14 protein-coding genes and 8 pseudogenes are annotated in these 17,281 nt (G+C 43.2%); 13 read left to right on the forward strand and 9 right to left on the reverse strand.

The features are described 5' to 3' along the window. The first annotated feature begins 23 nt into the window (after positions 1-23). Positions 24-1,468, forward strand: a pseudogene (locus tag HK413_RS21715) (dihydrolipoamide acetyltransferase family protein). 104 nt (positions 1,469-1,572) lie between these two features. Then, on the forward strand, positions 1,573-1,917 hold the full coding sequence (locus tag HK413_RS00615; RefSeq protein WP_175268771.1) for a phosphoribosylpyrophosphate synthetase: 345 nt from the start codon (positions 1,573-1,575) through the stop codon (positions 1,915-1,917). Positions 1,918-1,998: 81 nt separating this feature from the next. On the opposite strand, the gene HK413_RS00620 is transcribed toward HK413_RS00615, so the two are convergent. Together HK413_RS00620 and HK413_RS00625 are read right to left on the reverse strand one after the other, a co-directional pair. Continuing rightward, positions 1,999-2,349: a hypothetical protein gene (locus HK413_RS00620; protein WP_175268772.1), complete on the reverse strand. Its 351-nt coding sequence runs from the start codon at positions 2,347-2,349 to the stop codon at positions 1,999-2,001. Further along, positions 2,315-2,548 carry a hypothetical protein gene (locus HK413_RS00625; protein ID WP_175268773.1) on the reverse strand — a complete coding sequence of 78 codons (234 nt, stop codon included), beginning with the start codon at positions 2,546-2,548 and terminating at the stop codon, positions 2,315-2,317. Before HK413_RS00625 ends, HK413_RS00620 begins: the two co-directional genes overlap by 35 nt. 127 nt (positions 2,549-2,675) lie before the next feature. On the opposite strand from HK413_RS00625, the pseudogene HK413_RS00630 reads away from it, so the two are divergent. The 7 genes and pseudogenes from HK413_RS00630 to HK413_RS00655 all read left to right on the forward strand — a co-directional run bounded on the left by HK413_RS00630 (position 2,676) and on the right by HK413_RS00655 (position 10,193). Next, a pseudogene (locus HK413_RS00630) lies at positions 2,676-3,919 on the forward strand (M16 family metallopeptidase). After that, positions 3,912-4,280 carry a peptidase M16 family protein gene (locus HK413_RS15830; protein ID WP_246229457.1) on the forward strand — a complete coding sequence of 123 codons (369 nt, stop codon included), beginning with the start codon at positions 3,912-3,914 and terminating at the stop codon, positions 4,278-4,280. The pseudogene HK413_RS00630 and the gene HK413_RS15830 overlap by 8 nt, the downstream one beginning before the upstream one ends. Positions 4,281-4,485: 205 nt before the next feature. After that, a pseudogene (locus tag HK413_RS15835) lies at positions 4,486-5,186 on the forward strand (M16 family metallopeptidase). Positions 5,187-5,362: 176 nt separating this feature from the next. Then, positions 5,363-6,831, forward strand: a pseudogene (gene guaB / locus HK413_RS00640) (IMP dehydrogenase). Between the two features lie 174 nt (positions 6,832-7,005). Then, a pseudogene (locus HK413_RS00645) lies at positions 7,006-7,505 on the forward strand (LOG family protein). Positions 7,506-7,819: 314 nt separating this feature from the next. Further along, positions 7,820-9,445, forward strand: a pseudogene (locus HK413_RS20370) (acyl-CoA carboxylase subunit beta). A gap of 274 nt (positions 9,446-9,719) precedes the next feature. Continuing rightward, positions 9,720-10,193, forward strand: a complete 474-nt coding sequence (locus HK413_RS00655; protein ID WP_246229463.1) for an outer membrane beta-barrel protein — start codon at positions 9,720-9,722, stop codon at positions 10,191-10,193. A gap of 9 nt (positions 10,194-10,202) precedes the next feature. On the opposite strand, the gene HK413_RS00660 is transcribed toward HK413_RS00655, so the two are convergent. The 7 genes and pseudogenes from HK413_RS00660 to HK413_RS00690 all read right to left on the reverse strand — a co-directional run bounded on the left by HK413_RS00660 (position 10,203) and on the right by HK413_RS00690 (position 15,598). Further along, a complete protein-coding gene (locus tag HK413_RS00660) occupies positions 10,203-10,619 on the reverse strand; it encodes a hypothetical protein (RefSeq protein ID WP_175268774.1) in 417 nt (138 codons plus the stop codon). Between the two features lie 98 nt (positions 10,620-10,717). Further along, positions 10,718-11,179: a DUF3667 domain-containing protein gene (locus HK413_RS00665; protein WP_175268775.1), complete on the reverse strand. Its 462-nt coding sequence runs from the start codon at positions 11,177-11,179 to the stop codon at positions 10,718-10,720. A gap of 150 nt (positions 11,180-11,329) precedes the next feature. Further along, positions 11,330-12,544, reverse strand: coding sequence for a nucleoside permease (locus HK413_RS00670; protein ID WP_317169146.1), 1,215 nt, complete (start codon positions 12,542-12,544; stop codon positions 11,330-11,332). Positions 12,545-12,698: 154 nt separating this feature from the next. After that, positions 12,699-13,205 (reverse strand): hypothetical protein, encoded by a 507-nt coding sequence (locus HK413_RS00675; RefSeq protein WP_175268776.1) that lies wholly within the window; start codon positions 13,203-13,205, stop codon positions 12,699-12,701. 36 nt (positions 13,206-13,241) lie between these two features. Beyond that, positions 13,242-13,814 (reverse strand): bifunctional nuclease family protein, encoded by a 573-nt coding sequence (locus HK413_RS00680; protein ID WP_217451892.1) that lies wholly within the window; start codon positions 13,812-13,814, stop codon positions 13,242-13,244. 53 nt (positions 13,815-13,867) lie between these two features. After that, positions 13,868-14,844 (reverse strand): annotated as a pseudogene (locus HK413_RS00685) (electron transfer flavoprotein subunit alpha/FixB family protein). A 17-nt stretch (positions 14,845-14,861) separates the two neighbouring features. After that, positions 14,862-15,598 (reverse strand): annotated as a pseudogene (locus HK413_RS00690) (electron transfer flavoprotein subunit beta/FixA family protein). A 47-nt stretch (positions 15,599-15,645) separates the two neighbouring features. Between HK413_RS00690 and HK413_RS00695 the strand changes: the two are divergent. The 4 genes from HK413_RS00695 to HK413_RS20385 all read left to right on the forward strand — a co-directional run bounded on the left by HK413_RS00695 (position 15,646) and on the right by HK413_RS20385 (position 17,275). Next, positions 15,646-15,984, forward strand: coding sequence for a heme biosynthesis protein HemY (locus tag HK413_RS00695; protein WP_175268777.1), 339 nt, complete (start codon positions 15,646-15,648; stop codon positions 15,982-15,984). A gap of 133 nt (positions 15,985-16,117) precedes the next feature. Beyond that, complete coding sequence (locus HK413_RS20375) at positions 16,118-16,315, forward strand: chromate transporter (protein WP_317169147.1); 198 nt, start codon at positions 16,118-16,120, stop codon at positions 16,313-16,315. A gap of 64 nt (positions 16,316-16,379) precedes the next feature. Continuing rightward, positions 16,380-16,817 (forward strand): hypothetical protein, encoded by a 438-nt coding sequence (locus HK413_RS20380; RefSeq protein ID WP_317169148.1) that lies wholly within the window; start codon positions 16,380-16,382, stop codon positions 16,815-16,817. Beyond that, on the forward strand, positions 16,802-17,275 hold the full coding sequence (locus tag HK413_RS20385) for a chromate transporter (protein ID WP_317169149.1): 474 nt from the start codon (positions 16,802-16,804) through the stop codon (positions 17,273-17,275). The genes HK413_RS20380 and HK413_RS20385 overlap by 16 nt, the downstream gene beginning before the upstream one ends. The last annotated feature ends 6 nt before the right edge of the window (positions 17,276-17,281 follow it).

Raw genomic sequence — 17,281 nt, forward strand, 5'->3', positions numbered from 1 at the left:
GACCAAGAACTATATTTTATTGTATGGCTAAATATCAGCTGTTGTTACCGAAGATGGGTGAAAGCGTTGCAGAAGCAACTATAATTAAGTGGCTTAAAAAACCGGGTGATTATATTGAAGCAGACGACGCGGTAATGGAAATTGCTACTGATAAAGTCGATTCTGAAGTTCCGTCGCCCGTAGCAGGAAGATTAGTTGAACAACGTTGTAAAGAAGACGAGATTGTACAGGTAGGGGCAGTTATAGCCGTTATTGAAACAGACGAGCCTGAAAAAGCGGCTCCTGCATCCCAGCCTGTTGCCGCGCCTGCGCCTCAACCGGTTGCTGCACCAACACCAACACCTCAACCGGCACCTGTAGCTGCGCCACAGCAAACTGCTCAACCATCGGCGCCCCAGCCCCAACCAAACATACCGGGTATGGAGCAACTTGCACAAAGAAACGGGGTAGCAGCACCATCAACAGAACAGGTAAAGAGCGAATCAAGATTTTATTCGCCTTTAGTAAAGCATATCGCCCAGCAGGAAAACATCAGCATTGCCGAGTTGGACCGGATACCGGGCAGCGGTTCGGAAGGGCGTTTAACCAAAGATGACCTGTTAGCTTATGTGCGCAATAGAGTGGTTACTCCACAGGCGCAAGCCGCACCTGTTGCCTCATCGGCACCACAACAACAGGCAGCACCACAACAGCAAGCGGCACCTGCGCAGGCAAAACCGGCCCAGCCTAATGCGCCAAAAGCCGAACCGGCCAAACCGCTGGTTGACGAGATAATTGAAATGGACAGGATGCGCCGCTTAATTGCCGACCATATGGTAATGAGCAAGCATACCTCGCCGCACGTTACCTCGTTTGTCGAGGCCGACGTAACCAGCCTGGTATTATGGCGCGAGAAGATTAAGAACAGCTTCGAGAAACGAGAGGGCGAAAAATCACTTTCACCCCTATATTTATCGAGGCGGTAGTAAAAGCTATAAAAGACTTCCCGATGGTTAATATTACCGTTAATGGTACACAAATCATTAAAAAAGCCGCTATAAATATCAGCATGGCAACGGCACTGCCAAACGGTAACCTGATAGTACCTGTTATTAAACAGGCAGATGAGTTAAACCTGCTTGGCCTTACCAAAGCGGTTAACAGCCTTGCTGTTAAGGCGCGCACAGGTAAATTACAGCCTGATGATGTTAAGGACGGCACTTTCACCATAACTAACGTAGGTACATTTGGTAATGTAATGGGTACGCCTATTATTAACCAGCCGCAGGTAGCTATTTTGGCCGTAGGAGCTATTAAAAAGAAGCCCGCCGTTATTGAAACGCCCGAGGGGGACGTAATTGCTATAAGGCACATGATGTTCCTGTCGTTATCCTATGACCATAGGGTGGTTGACGGTGCGTTAGGCGGATCTTTCCTTAGCAGGATAGCGCATTATCTTGAAAAATGGGACGCTGATAAGGAAGTGTAAATTCTTCTGAAAAAATCTTCTTAACACTTCAAACAACCATACCTGTTTCTGGGTTTAAGAAACTGGCTGCATTATTGCTGCCTTTTACTTAAACTACAACTACCATGGAAAACTACGAAACCTTAGTGGATGCCACTAACGACCTAATGAAAAGAGGATATACCGCCAACTTAAGCATGGAGGGCGACACGATAGACGATAAATCACAAGATATACACATGACTGCCGATGATTTCTCGATAGATGAGTTTTATCGCTTCGAGGGGCCAAGTAACCCGGCCGATATGTCAATTGTATACGCGGTTAGTTCGCCTAAATATAACTTAAAAGGGATTATTGTAAACGCTTACGGTACTTATGCTGATGATAGCTCGTCGGCTATACAAGCTAAGCTGCATCATTATATGGTAAGCCAAAACCTGCATGGCAGCGACAGGCCATCGGCGTAATTCGTTAATATCGGATTTCGTATTTTCAATTTCGGATGTGTTTAAAAGTAGCGATAAATTCGATATTCGAAATCCGATATTCTATAAATCCTTCAACAACTTCTTCCCTCTCACCTGTATAGCCGGGCTGCCATCACGCATCATAAATTGCAGTTGGTTCGCCAGTTCTCCGGTAATCCAGTCATACCTATGACGCAGGTTAAACAATGCTTCGGCAGCAAAAGCTTTAACTGCTATTTTTACCTTGGGATCAATCATCCAGTCGAATAGCTTTTCAACCACAGGCTTAAAATCCATCGTTGCTACTTTATCCTTTATGATTTGAGGGGCACCAGCGTCGGTAATATGCATCACTATTTTAGCATAATGTCTTTGCGGACCGGGGTGTTTTACTTTGTCAATGCCCGCTAACAGGTAATCCAGTTGCGGCAAGTGCTTCTTCTGGTTTTTGCAGGAACACGTTTTCAAGCAACCAGGCGGCCCTGAAGGCAATATCTTTATCAGGATGAAATGTGATGGCTACCAGGTCGCGCAGGTTAAATTTTTGCTCATTAAGGATTTTAGTCAGATGCAATACTTTTACTTTACCAATGTTGGCAGCAATTTGTTTAACAAGTTCGGCCTGGTCCATTTAAATAATGATATGTCCTGTTGAGTTAAAGATAGGTAATTTTAACGTCGTCTAATTCTCAAATAGTCATATCTACAAGTTAAAAATTATACATTTGCCAACTACTATTATAACGAATAATACATCAATGGTTAAATTCAACCGATTTACACTGGATAATGGCCTGCGGGTTATTGTTCACGAAGATAATACCACCCCGATGGCCGTAGTTAACATTTTGTATGATGTTGGCAGCCGCGATGAAAACCCTGAGCAAACCGGCTTCGCGCATTTATTTGAGCACCTGATGTTTGGCGGATCGGTAAATATCCCCAATTATGATGGGCCGCTGCAACAGGTAGGCGGCGAGAATAATGCCTTTACCAGTAATGATATCACAAACTATTACATCACGCTGCCATCGGCCAATTTAGAAACCGCCTTTTGGCTGGAAAGCGACCGAATGCTGAGCCTTGCTTTTAGCGAAGAAAGCCTTGAAGTGCAGCGCAAAGTGGTTATTGAGGAGTTTAAACAGCGTTATTTAAATCAGCCTTACGGCGATGTTTGGTTACGTTTACGCCCAATGGTTTATAAAAAGCACCCGTACCTTTGGGATACCATCGGCAAAAATATTGAGCATATAGAAAACGCGAAGATTGAGGATGTAAAAGCTTTCTTTAAAAAGCATTACAACCCGCAAAACGCCATTATGGTTGTCGGGGAGATGTAAAGCTGGATCAGGTAAAAGAACTGGCGGAAAAATGGTTCGGCCCTATCCCGGCAGGCGAAAAATATCACCGTAATTTACCGCAGGAGCCCGAGCAGCACGAAGAGCGCCGCGAAACCGTTAAGGCTAAAGTACCATTGAATGATGTATACATAGCATTGCAAATGCCGGGCAGGCGGGAGCCAGAGTTTTACGCGGTCGAACTGATATCTGATATCCTGTCGCGGGGTAATTCATCGCGGATGTACCGTAACCTGGTGAAGGATAAACAGCTGTTTAGCGAGGTGCATGCTTATGTGTTTGGCAGTTTGGATAAAGGCATGTTTGTACTGGAAGGCAAACCTACAGAAGGTGTTACTATAGAGCAAGCTGAAGCCGCATTGTGGGGAGAGGTAGAATTATTAAAAACAGAATTGGTGCCTGCTGATGAGCTGACCAAGGTCCAGAACAAAACTGAGTCGACCATGATATTCTCAGAAATGTCACTGTTAGATAAAGCGATGAACCTGGCTTATTACGAGCTATTAGGAGATGCTGAGTTGTTGAATAGTGAAACCCGGAAATTTTTGGCGGTAACACCTGCGCAAATAAAAGAAGAAGCTAATAAACTTTTCAGAAAAGATAATTCGTCAACCCTAATATATTTAGCGGAACAAAATGATTGATAGAAAATTGGCGCCCGAATTTAGGGCGATAGAAAATATAAACTTATTGCAACCGGCTAAACAAACATTGGCGAATGGCTGCGACGTATTCTGCTTTAACTCGGGCGATCAGGAACTGGTACGGATAGAATGGATATTTAGCAACCTGCGTTTTGATCCGGCGAAGCCGTTGTTAAACACGGCGACCAATACGATGCTTACCGATGGTACAACCAGTTTAACAGGCGCGGAGATTGCCGATAAGATCGATTTTTACGGCGCGTTCCTGTCGGTCGATTATGGTTTTGAGCAATCGTTGGTTACGCTTTATTCGTTAACCAAACACTGGATAAAACTTTGCCGGTTGTTAAGGATATCCTGACTAATTCCATCTTCCCACAAAAGGAGCTGGAAACATTTATCCGCAACCAGCAGCAAAAGCTACAGGTAAGCCTTCAAAAAATGATGTAGTTGCCCGTCGCACCTTTAATAAGGCGCTTTATGGCGACACTATTTACGGCTTAACTGCCGAGGTAGATACGTACAATACCCTGCAGCGTGATGACCTGCTAACGCATTTTAAACAAATGTACCAGCCATCAAACTGCACCATTATTATTGCAGGCAAAGTTGAACAGCCGGCGCTCGACCTGTTGGCCGGTACTTTTGGCGAGGGTTGGGAAAACCGGCAACCCCGGCAGATATTACGCAACCCGAAGTAAACCGTGCTGCCGAGTGCTTCTATTATGTAGAAAAACCGGAAGCATTACAATCGGCCATACGCATGGGTACACCATTTATTAACCGCGAGCATCCCGACTTCCCGGCAGTTCAGGTTTTAAACACCGTTTTAGGGGGCTATTTTGGCTCCAGGCTGATGAATAATATCCGCGAGGACAAAGGTTACACTTATGGCATTGGATCGGGCATAACGTCCTATAAGCAGGGTGGGGCCTTGTTTATCGCTACCGAGGTGGGTGCCGATGTCTGCAAAGCCGCTACCATCGAAATTGAAAAAGAGATCAACCTCTTAAAAACCGAACTGATCCCCGAGGATGAACTGAACCTGGTGCGTAACTATATGCTGGGTTCGTTATTGGGTAGTTTGGAGAATGTGTTCTCGCATGCCGACAAATTTAAAAACCTGTATTTCTCAGGTATCGGCTATGAATATTATGATCGTTATACCAACATTGTAAAAAATGTAACAGCCGAAGAGTTATTGAGACTTGCTGATACTTATCTGGATTATAATGGGTTTTATAAGGTGATAGTAGGTAAGTATTAACAAGCTGCCTGTCCTATCGGCCAACGGGAGAAATCTATACGCGCGTTAAATTAGGTATAGATTTCTCTCCTCATCAAATGACAATAAGATTAAACAATTCCGAAATCCCGCTTCCGAAATCCGAAATAAAACCTTAGCTTTGCCCGGCAAATAATACCTCCAAATAATTATTTGCTATGCAGTCAGACCCATCAAAATTTGTTGCCGAAGGATTAACCTACGATGACGTATTACTACTCCCGGCTTATTCAGAAGTTTTACCGCGCGATGTTAACACCAGCTCGTTTTTAACCCGTAATATCAGGTTAAATGTGCCGTTGGTATCAGCCGCTATGGACACCGTTACCGAAGCGCAGCTGGCTATCGCTATGGCCCGGGCCGGCGGCTTAGGCATGCTGCACAAAAACATGACCATTGCCAAACAAGCTGATGAGGTACGCAAAGTAAAACGCTCGGAAAGCGGAATGATCCAGGACCCCATTACCCTGCATGAAGCATCAACCGTAGGCGACGCTGTTAAAATAATGCGCGAGTTTAAGATCGGTGGCATCCCCGTTGTAGGCGAGGATAACAAGCTGAAAGGTATTATCACTAACCGCGATCTTCGTTTCCAGAAAGACCTGGCCAAACCTGTGCAGGAAGTGATGACCAGCACTGAGCTGATCACTGCTTCGGCAGGTACTACCTTATCGCAGGCGGAAGGTATATTACAAGAGCATAAAATTGAAAAACTACCGGTAGTTGATAAAGACGGTATATTGATCGGTCTGATCACTTTTAAAGATATCCAGAAATTCAAAAACTTCCCTAATGCCTGTAAAGACGAGCACGGCCGTTTACGCGTAGGTGCCGCTGTTGGCGTTACTGCCGATACTATGGACAGGGTAGATGCCTGGTAAAGGCCGGCGTTGATGTTATCGCCATTGACACCGCGCATGGACACTCAAAAGGTGTTATTGATAAATTAAAAGAAGTTAAAGCAAAGTACCCTAATCTGCAGGTTATTGCAGGCAACGTAGCTACCGGCGATGGCGCAAAAGCCCTTGCCGATGCCGGTGCCGATGGTGTGAAAGTTGGTATAGGCCCGGGTTCTATTTGTACTACCCGCATTATTGCAGGTGTGGGCGTTCCGCAGTTATATGCAGTTTTTGAGTGTGCTAAGGCGTTGAAGGGCACAGGCGTTCCTGTTATTGCCGACGGTGGTATTAAACACACCGGCGACATTGCCAAGGCTATTGCAGCTGGTGCAGGAACGATCATGGCAGGCTCATTATTCGCAGGCGTTGAAGAATCGCCGGGCGAGAGCATTATTTATGAAGGCCGCCGTTTTAAATCATACCGTGGTATGGGTTCGATAGAAGCGATGGAGCAGGGATCAAAAGACCGTTACTTCGAGGATGTAGAGGATGATATTAAGAAATTAGTGCCCGAAGGCATTGTGGGCCGTGTGCCTTATAAAGGGACGTTGTCAGAAGTGATATACCAGTTTGTAGGCGGACTTCGTGCCAGTATGGGTTATTGTGGTGCCAAAGATATTGAGGCGCTGCAGCAAGCCAAATTTGTACGTATAACAGCCTCCGGTATCCGCGAGTCGCACCCGCATGATATAACGATAACTAAGGAAGCACCGAATTATACCCGTTAATTACTGATTTATTAACTTATGGAATTATTGATTGATTTGATAATACTATAAGGCTATAATTCAGTAATTCAATAAATCAATAATTCATACATGAAATCCATCTGCGTATTCTGCGGGGCCAATTACAATGGCGATCCGGTATTAAAGGAAGCAGTCGAACTACTGGCCGAGGTGATGGTGAGTAAAGACATCACCCTTGTCTTTGGTGGTGGAAAGGTAGGCGTAATGGGCCTGATAGCTGATGCCGTATTAACACGTGGCGGTAAAGCTATCGGCGTTATCCCCGGATTTTTGATGGATAAAGAGGTTGGCCATACCGGCTTAACCGAAATGCATATTGTGGGGAATATGCACCAACGCAAGCAAATGATGAACGATCTTTGCGATGGCATTATTATGCTGCCGGTGGATTTGGTACCCTCGAAGAATTTTTTGAAGTATTAACCTGGCTGCAGCTGGGCCTGCACCACCACCCGGTAGGTGTATTAAATGTTAACGGCTTTTACGATAACCTGTTAAAACAAATGGACGTAATGGTTGAGCAGCGTTTCCTTAAACCTGTAAACCGCCAGTTGGTCATCACATCGACAGATGCTATTGAGTTGGTGGACCTGATGGAAAATGTAAAAATTGAGCCGGATGAGGTTTGGTTCAAGAATAGAAATCTCTCTTAAAAAATAAAGTGAATTTTATTAATGACTATGCCTGAGTCAGGCACAGTCATATAGCATTGACGCAGTATTTAATGGTTTAAAACCAAACGCTAACTACGCCGTAATACATTAAAGCGTTTACACAAATAAGCTATTGTTAGAATTATCATGGATTAGGGGTTTAGATACTGGTTATACGAATCCGCATAAGCTTAGTTGCATTTCTAAACTTTTTGCAACAAAAAAGTTACAAATACGTTTTTTGTTTGGATCATTAAAAACGAGCTACCAATCGTTTTTTACCTAAATTGTATTTTTCCGAATAAACCTGTTTTATGGATATCGAATTCAATAAAAACGAAGATGTTAACAAGCAACTGGCGTTTGATGTAACTACCCGGCTAAAAAAATATACCGGGGCGGCGGCGAAAAAGCCGCGGCCAAACAAAAAGAAAAAGGTAAGATGCTGGCCCGTGAGCGGGTGACTTACCTGATTGATAAGAATAGCAACTGGCTGGAAATTGGCGCGTTTGCAGGCGAGGATATGTACAGCGAGCATGGCGGCTGCCCTTCGGGTGGGGTAATAACAGGTATTGGTTATGTATCGGGCAGGCAATGTGTAATTGTTGCCAATGATGCTACGGTTAAAGCAGGAGCGTGGTTCCCGATAACCGCTAAGAAGAATTTGCGTGCGCAGGAAATAGCCATGGAAAATCGGCTGCCTATTATTTACCTGGTTGATTCGGCAGGCGTTTATTTGCCTTTACAGGATGAGATCTTCCCGGATAAAGAGCACTTTGGCCGCATATTTCGCAACAATGCTTTAATGAGCAGTATGGGTATCATCCAGATCTCGGCCATTATGGGTTCATGTGTTGCCGGTGGTGCATACTTGCCAATTATGAGCGATGAAGCCATGATAGTAGAGGGCACGGGTTCTGTTTTCTGGCGGGATCGTATCTGGTAAAATCCGCCATAGGCGAGGATATTGATAATGAAACTTTAGGCGGCGCTACAACGCATTGCGAAATATCAGGCGTTACCGATTACAAACAGCCTAATGATAAGGCTGCGCTTGATTCTATCCGTAAGATCATGAGCATGACCGGTGATTATACCAAAGCAGGATTTGATCGCATAAAATCGGCCTCACCTAAACTGGATATGAAAGATATCTATGGCATATTGCCCGACAACCGCGAGAAGGCTTATGATATGCGTGAGATAGTTTTGCGCTTGTTAGATAATTCGGAATTTGAAGAATACAAAGAGGGTTACGGACAATCCATCATCTGCGGATTAGGCAGGGTTGATGGCTGGGCGGTTGGTATTGTTGCCAACCAGCGTAAAGTCATCAAATCAAAAAAGCGAGATGCAGTTTGGCGGCGTAATCTATTCTGATTCGGCAGACAAAGCAACCCGCTTTATTATGAATTGCAATCAAAAGAAAATACCGCTGGTGTTTTTACAGGATGTCACCGGGTTTATGGTCGGCAGCCGGTCAGAGCAGGGCGGGATTATAAAAGATGGTGCTAAAATGGTTAACGCGGTAGCCAATTCGGTAGTCCCTAAATTTACGTTTATTATAGGTAATTCGTACGGCGCAGGCAATTATGCCATGTGCGGTAAGGCGTATGATCCCCGGCTGATCTATGCCACGGCCATCAGCTAAAATAGCGGTAATGGGTGCATCACAAGCTGCTAAAACACTGGTACAAATGCAGGCAGCCGGTATGAAGACTCGTGGCGAGGATGTGGATGAACAGAAAGAAGCCGAACTATTAAAGGTAACTACTGACAGGTATAACGCGCAAACCACACCCTATTATGCAGCGGCTCGCCTCTGGATTGACGGTATTGTTGATCCATTGGAAACACGCACCATTATATCAATGGGTATTGAAGCAGCAAACCATGCACCTATTGAGAAGGCATTTAATGTGGGGGTAATACAAACCTAAAAACCCCGCTTTTTTGTCATTCCGAACGAGGTACGAGGAGGAATCTTATACGCCAGGCATATAATCTGTTATAGCTTATAAGATTTTTTCGCTATCGCTCAAGAGAGAAGTTCTCGCTACGCTTCGAAACGACAGCATTTTTTATTTAGTTTTGAAAAATTATAAATCCCACAACCATGAAAAAGCTACTATTTACCCTAACCATTTGCATAACATCTATAGCTATAACCAAAGCACAAATCATCCCAAGCTTTCAATTCGGGCTTAAAGGGGGATGAATTTAACCAGTATTTCAAAAAGCGGCACATTTGCCAGCAGTAATAACGCGGGCTATCTTGGCGGTATCTGGGCACGGTTTGGGGCGCTTGGCTTTAATTTCCAGCCCGAAGCATATGTAACCGGTAAAAACGTTACTGTTGATGGTATAGAGCGTAAATTTACCAGCGTTGATGTACCGTTATTGGTAGGCGGCAAAATTGGCGCGTTTGGCTTCGGTGCCGGGTTTTATACCGGTCCATTGGTATCATTTGCTATTAATAAAGATCAAAACTACGGGTCAGCGGTAAGTAGTATAACTTCTTTAAATTATAAAAACCAAAATTATGCATGGCAGGTGGGCACCGGTATTGACATTCGCAGCTTATCTGTCGACTTGCGTTATGAGGCCGGCCTAACTAAACAAGATTACGGTACAGGCTCAACCAAAATCAACCTGTTTAATCTTTCGTTAGCTTATAAGTTGTTTTAATCTATCGCGCTATATTGCAAGTGCGGTTAGTATAGAAACAATTGTTATACAGATTGAAAACATCAGCAGGTACATAAAACTTGCGCCTATCATTTTGCTTATTGTACGCCAGCGGCTGCGATTATAAAACACGCGGAGCGCACGGTATATGTACCAGTTTATACCTAAAAACCCTGCAAAGCTAAGCCAGCCTTCTATTCCCCGGGTTTTGGGTATTACCATCTGCAGGATCATAATAATAGCCAGGTATAAAAAAATAAAGCAATGCAGGTGAAAAGTAAATATCAGGTGCTCAACATAAAATTTTTTGTTGCGCCAAAAAGTAACTCTGAAAATAATGGCGCACAAAGGCAGCAATAAAAACATCATCTTAGGGATGTTATGTTTTATCTCATCAAAAAAAAACTTCTTTGGCCCGTTCGCCATATTTTTCCCGGTAATGAAATGCCTTTTTATTATATATCCTCATTAAAAATCCATCGCGCTCATCAGCCGGCATTTTCTGCTGTTTAGTCAGGTATGCTTCATAAGTAGAATCCCGGCTTGAACCACGGTAAGCGGGTAATTTTACCGTGTACTCCAGAGTCATCAATGTCGATATCGTCACTTTCAGTAATTTTAACAATCCCTTTTCCTGAAGTGTCAAGCTTCGCTTTCTCTTTAGCCACCAATTTTTTTGCAAAGCCGGGTACGTTAGGGTCTTTTAGGACTTTATCTAACTCTTTAGCATTAGCGGCAATTTCTTTTTTAGTTGGTTTTCCGTTGTGTGTCTGGTTAACTTTTACAGGCTCAAATCCGCTTTGAAACAGCAGTAAAAAGTATACCAAACTAATAAAGATGTACATTTTTACAGGGTGCAGGTATTGTACCCGTTTGCCGGCCATATACTCGTTGGTGAGTTTGCCGGGCTTGAATAATAACGGCTTTAAAGTATGAAAGAACTGGTGGTCAAAATGGAAATAGTCGCTTATAGCATGGTTCATCATGTGGCCAAAGTTTTCCTTCAGCTCCAGGTTTTCCTGCCCGCACGCATGGCAAAATTTGCCCTGTAGTTCTGTCCCACAGTTTGCACAGTCGTTTTCTTTGCGATAATGTTTTTCATCAGTTAATGAAAAGTAGGTCGATTCAAAAAAATATTAATGTTGTACGTTTTGTATTGCACGTTCTAAAGCTGCATTATGTTTATATCTAAACACAAACGGGAAGATAACGGCAATAACCAGGGCATAAACCGCAAAACAAAGCCATATGCCATGCCAGTCTTTACTTTGATTGCTCATGGTAAAAAACTTATCAATGATAACGCCGCTTGCAAAGCTGCCAAACAAAGCGCCGAAGCCGTTAACCATCATCATAAATAAACCTTGCGCGCTGCCTCTTATTTCGGGTGTAGTTTGTGTTTCTACGAATAACGAGCCTGAAATGTTAAAGAAATCAAACGCCATGCCATACACTATACATGATAGTATAATCATCCATAAACCCTCAGCAGGGTTGCCAAACGCAAATAAACCAAAACGCAATACCCAGGCCAGCATGCTAAACAGCATTACGTATTTTATACCAAATCTGCGCAGGAAGAAAGGGATAGCAAGAATAAAAAGCGTCTCTGAGATCTGTGATATCGACATAATAATTGCCGGATATTTTACCGCGATCGTGTCTGAATAGGCAGGGATGTTTTTAAAATCGTGGATATAAGTATCGCCGTATGCGTTGGTAAGTTGCAGGGCGGCGCCTAACAGTAAAGAAAATGCGAAAAATATAGCAAACTTTGACGTTTTAAATAAAGCAAAAGCATTTAATCCTAATGAGCTCGCAAAGGTTTTATTATCAACCTTATTTAATAACGGCGGGCATTTTGGTAAGGTGAATGAATAAATTCCCAAGGTTAACGATACGGCCGACGCGATATAGAATTGATTGGATGACGTTTCGTTATGCGTTAGGCTAACGGTCCACAAAGCTACAATAAACCCAATAGTGCCCCATATGCGGATGGGTGGGTACTCTTTAACAATATCAATATTACTGTTTTTTAATGCCGAATAAGCTACAGTTATAGATAAGGATAAGGTTGGCATGTAGAAGATCATATTCAACAACATGACCCAAAAAAAAGTGGTAGGATTAGTTACCAGCGGTAATGAAAAAAGCACACAAGCACCCAGGATATGCATGGTGCCATATAACTTTTCGGCATTAATGAATTTGTCTGAAATTATACCGGTAATGGCCGGCATAAAAATGGCCGAGATACCCATGGTAGAGAATATCACCCCAAATTGTGCGCCCGACCATTGTTTGTTTTGAAACCAATATGCACCTATGGTAAGCAGCCAGGCCCCCATATAAAAAATTGCATAAAATTCATTAATATCAGGCGAAACTTAATATTCATACAGCCGGGTTAAATTAATTACGATCAGTTAAAAATAAAGCCTGAAAGTAATGAATTTTATGTGAAATGGAAAAGGGGGTGATTAGTTATTTGATGATTAGAGATCAGTTAGCTCCTGAACTGCACTCTTTGGCAAATTTTAGGAGCAAATCGCGGTCAAAGGGAACCGCTAATGAGTCGGGGTAAGCTTTCTTGATTTTTAATAAGACACAATTATAAAGTTTATCGCCATCCTTTGGCTTATCCCTTAAGATATATTCTTTGATAGCTTGTTCAACCTTAGGTGTCCACTTAACAAAAGATCTTACACCGATAGCAGCATATTTGTGCGTAGAACTGTAGTCGGCCCCAATTTTAGCACTTATTGATTGAAGGCTATCATTCGATACGGATTCCAAACCGTTTGGTAATGCTTGTTTTAAACGTTTAAGTGTATATACTACTAATTCCGATCGCTTGTTTTCATCAGGGATCCTCGGTTTAGCAGCATCGTCAATTTGCTTATATAGCTTGTTTTCATACTCCTTTGTCCAGGCGGTTTTTTTATCGCTGTGTGAATTACAGGCAGTAAGGCAAACTAAAGCAATGAATATTAACAGTGCGTTTTTCATATATTAAATCCGAAATTCAACATTCGCAATCCAATATTAAGAAGCTTTCCTTCTGTTTAACTCATCGCGGATCTTGGCCGCTTTCTCGTATGATTCTTCGCTGATGGCCTCCTGTAGTTTGGTTTTTAACTCATCTGTGCTCAACGAGGCGAACCCTGCAGTTGCTGAAGTAACCGGTGTTATTTCTTCGGGTGTTTCTGTAATGTTTTCAAGGTAAACAAAATCATTACCCTCTATTACAATCCCCGCGCTTGAAAGGATAAACTCATAGGTGAAAATTGGGCATTCAAATCTTACCGCTATCGCAATAGCGTCGGATGTGCGGGCATCTATCTCCATTACCTTCTTACCATCGCTGCATATCAGTTTTGAATAGAAAATTCCATCTACCGGGTTGTAAATCACAACCTCCTGTACCATGATATGATATGCTTCGGCAAAGCTCTTAAACAGGTCGTGCGTTAATGGCCTGCTTGGGGTCATTTTTTCTATTTCAATAGCGATAGCCTGAGCCTCAAAACTACCTATAATAATGGGTAGCCTGCGGCGGCCGCTTACTTCGCCTAAAACCAATGCATACGCGCCCGATTGTGTTTGGCTGTAAGACAAGCCAACGATATCAAGCTTTATTTTTTCATGTTATTACCCATCGCAACAAATCCTTATGCCAAGGCTTTATGTTCTTTAATAGCGTTTATCAATTTTGGTACCACTTCAAAGGCATCGCCAACAATGCCATAATCGGCCACTTTAAAAAATGGCGCTTCTGCATCTTTGTTTATCACCACAATTACTTTTGATGAGCTTATACCCGCCAAATGCTGTATAGCGCCCGAAATTCCTATTGCAATATACAAATTTGGGCTGACAGCAATACCGGTTTGTCCAACATGCTCGCTATGCGGTCTCCAGCCGGCGTCTGATACGGGTTTTGAGCACGCGGTGGCAGCGCCCAGCAGGTCAGCAAGTTCTTCAATCATGCCCCAATTTTCGGGCCCCTTTAAGCCGCGGCCACCTGATACAACGATCTCCGCATCGGGTAATGAAACTTTATCTGTCGATCGAACGATCTCCTTCAACATCGTCTTAAAATCCGAGGGTTTTGTTTCGACGTTAAAATCTTCAACTTTTGCCGGTTTGGGGCTCTCAACTATTTTGTAGGAGTTTGGTATAAGCGCTATAACTTTATTGGCTGATGTTAATTGAACCGTCGCAAAAGCTTTACCTGAGAACGCTGTTTTTTAACGGTTAAATTACCACCGTTTTGCTCCGGCAAAGCAACTGCACCATCAACCACACCCGCATCTAATTTTACACCTAAACGTGGTGCTAATCCTCTGCCCGAAAACGAGTTGGATAACACCACAACATCAGCACCTTCTTTCTTAGCACCTTCGGCTATTACAGCTGCGTAAGCCTGGTTAACAAAGTTTTTTAACTGCGTGTTAGCTACATTTAATATTTTATCAGCGCCGTATTTTGCAAGACTATTTAAATCATCGGCGCTAACATCGCCTATAGAAATGGCGGTAAGCGTAGTATTATTCTGATCGGCAATAGCGCGGGCATAGCTTACAGCTTCAAAAGTTGATTTTTTGAATTTGCCATCCGCGTTTTCCGCATATATTAAAACTGACATAGTTTGTTTATTAATAATTATATAACCTTCGCTTCGGTATGCAGCAATTCAACTAGTTTGGCAGCGTCATCGGCGGCAACCAGTTTTACCTGTCCGCGTGGGGCCGGTGTTTCATAACTGATAATTTCTGAATTTGTTTGTACTTCAACAGGCTCAACAACCACCGGGGTTTAGTACGTGCCGACATAATGCCGCGCATATTTGGGATCTTAGGTTCGGCAACACCTTCGGCAGCACCGGCTACAAACGGCAGGGGTATAGTTAATAATTCTTTACCGCCTTCAATCTCGCGCTCAACCGTGGCTTTATCACCGTCGATATCCAGCCTTTTGATGATGGAGACAGATGGCAGATCAAGCAATTCGCCCAGCATTCCGGCAACTTTTGATCCGTTATAATCTATCGACTCACGCCCGGTTAATATCAGGTCGAATGGGTTAGCTTTTACATATTGTGCAATTTGATAAGCCACATACCGGGCATCATGTGGCTTGCCGTTTATGCGTACCGCGTCGGTAGCGCCAATGGCCAAAGCTTTACGTATGGTGGCTTCAGTTCCGGTATCACCCACGTTTATTACGGTTACTGTTCCGCCATTGCCCTCGGTTAATTCTATAGCACGTGCAAGGGCTATTTCATCATAAGGGTTTAAAATGAATTGCACGCCGTTTGTATTAAATTGCGTGTTGTTATCAGTAAAAGTTATTTTTGTGGTGGTGTCAGGAACGTTACTAATGCACACAAGTACTTTCATAGAAAATAGGTTTTTACAAATTTAGTTAAAAAACATAGCGTATAAAAATGGAGATAAACAGATTAGAGAAGCTGCTGGAATTTATAAAGAACGAACCCAATGACGAGTTTTTAAAATATGCGCTGGCAACAGAGTATCTCCGTTTAAATCAGGTGGATAAAGCTTTAGAATATTATGAGGACCTGGTAAACAATCACCCGCAATACTCGGGAACTTACTACCATTTGGGCAAGCTTTACGAAGCACTTAACCGTACAGACGACGCTGTAAAAGTTTACGAAAAAGGCATGGAAATTACCAAAGCCAAGCGCGATAATCATGCTTTTAATGAGTTGCAGGCAGTTTACCGTGAGGCTATAGGTTATGATGATGACGATGATTATTAGACCCCACCCAACCCTCTTCGGTAGGGAAGGCTTTTTAAAGGTTTTATTATTCAAAGTCTCCCCAACCGGGGAGATTTAAAGGGGGCTGTGGCAATATGAAAAAACGCCAGCTGCTTTTTTAAGTGATGCTTTTTTGTATACACTAAGTGCGTTTGGAGGCCCGCAGGGGCATATCGCAATTATGCTGCGCGAGTTTGTACAAAAACGCCAGTACATTACCGAGGAAGAATTAATGGAGTTGAATGCCCCGGCACAAGTTTTACTGGCCCGTCATCCACCCAAACCTTGGTGGGTATTGCCTGGAAGGTTGGTGGCACCTGGCTGGCTATAGTTACTTTCTTACTTTGGATCTTACCATCGGCAGCTATCATGTGCTGGCGGCAATCAGTTACAAAATGTTTGCAGACCATGGCAAGGTTGCGGGTGTTTTACGTTTCATTCATCCAATGGCAGTAGGTATTGTAGCTTACGCGACCTATACTTTTGCTAACCGGTTTTTAAAGACAAAGGTAAGCACCATGTTAGCTATAGGATCGTTGATCGTTACCCTTATCCTTCAAAACGCTTATGCTTTCCCGATATTGATATTGTTGGGAGGGATCGTATCATCCGCCTTAGAAAGCTCTCCTAAAGAAACCGAGCTGCGCACCAAACTCTTCGCTAATGTAAACCCTAACAAGGCTGCTTACTTTATTGGGGTGCTGCTGGCTTTCGCCGCTTTGGGTGCGTTGGTTAACAAAACATCGCCATTTAGTTTGCCCATACGTTTGTTTGAGAACTTTTATCGTAACGGTATATTGATACATGGTGGCGGCCGGTGCTGGTTCCGTTAATGTACACCGAGTTTGTTGAGGTAAAGCATTATTTAAGCAGTTCGGAGTTTTTATCGGGATATGCTTTGCAACAGGCATTGCCGGGGCCAACGTTTTCTTTTACTTCTTTTTTAGGTGGGATAACCTTAGGCAATAAAGGATACGGAATAGGCGGCGAAGTATTAGGCAGCGCGATTGCCGTTATCGGTATTAACTCGCCGGGAATAATATTGATCCTTTTCATCGTTCCGTTTTGGGATGACCTGAAGAAAATTAGCCGTATAAAAAACTCGCTTAGCGGCATAAACGCGGTAGCGGTAGGTTTTATGGCTACCGCATTTATTTTACTGGTGCAGCCTTTCGGCGGTAACTGGATGGCTTATTTAATTATGATAAGCACTTTCCTGTTGTTGCAGCTTACCAAAATAAAAACCCCGATAGTTATAGTTATCGGGGTGGTGTTGGGGTTGATATTTTAATTGGGG

This window comes from Mucilaginibacter humi (genome assembly GCF_013087555.1).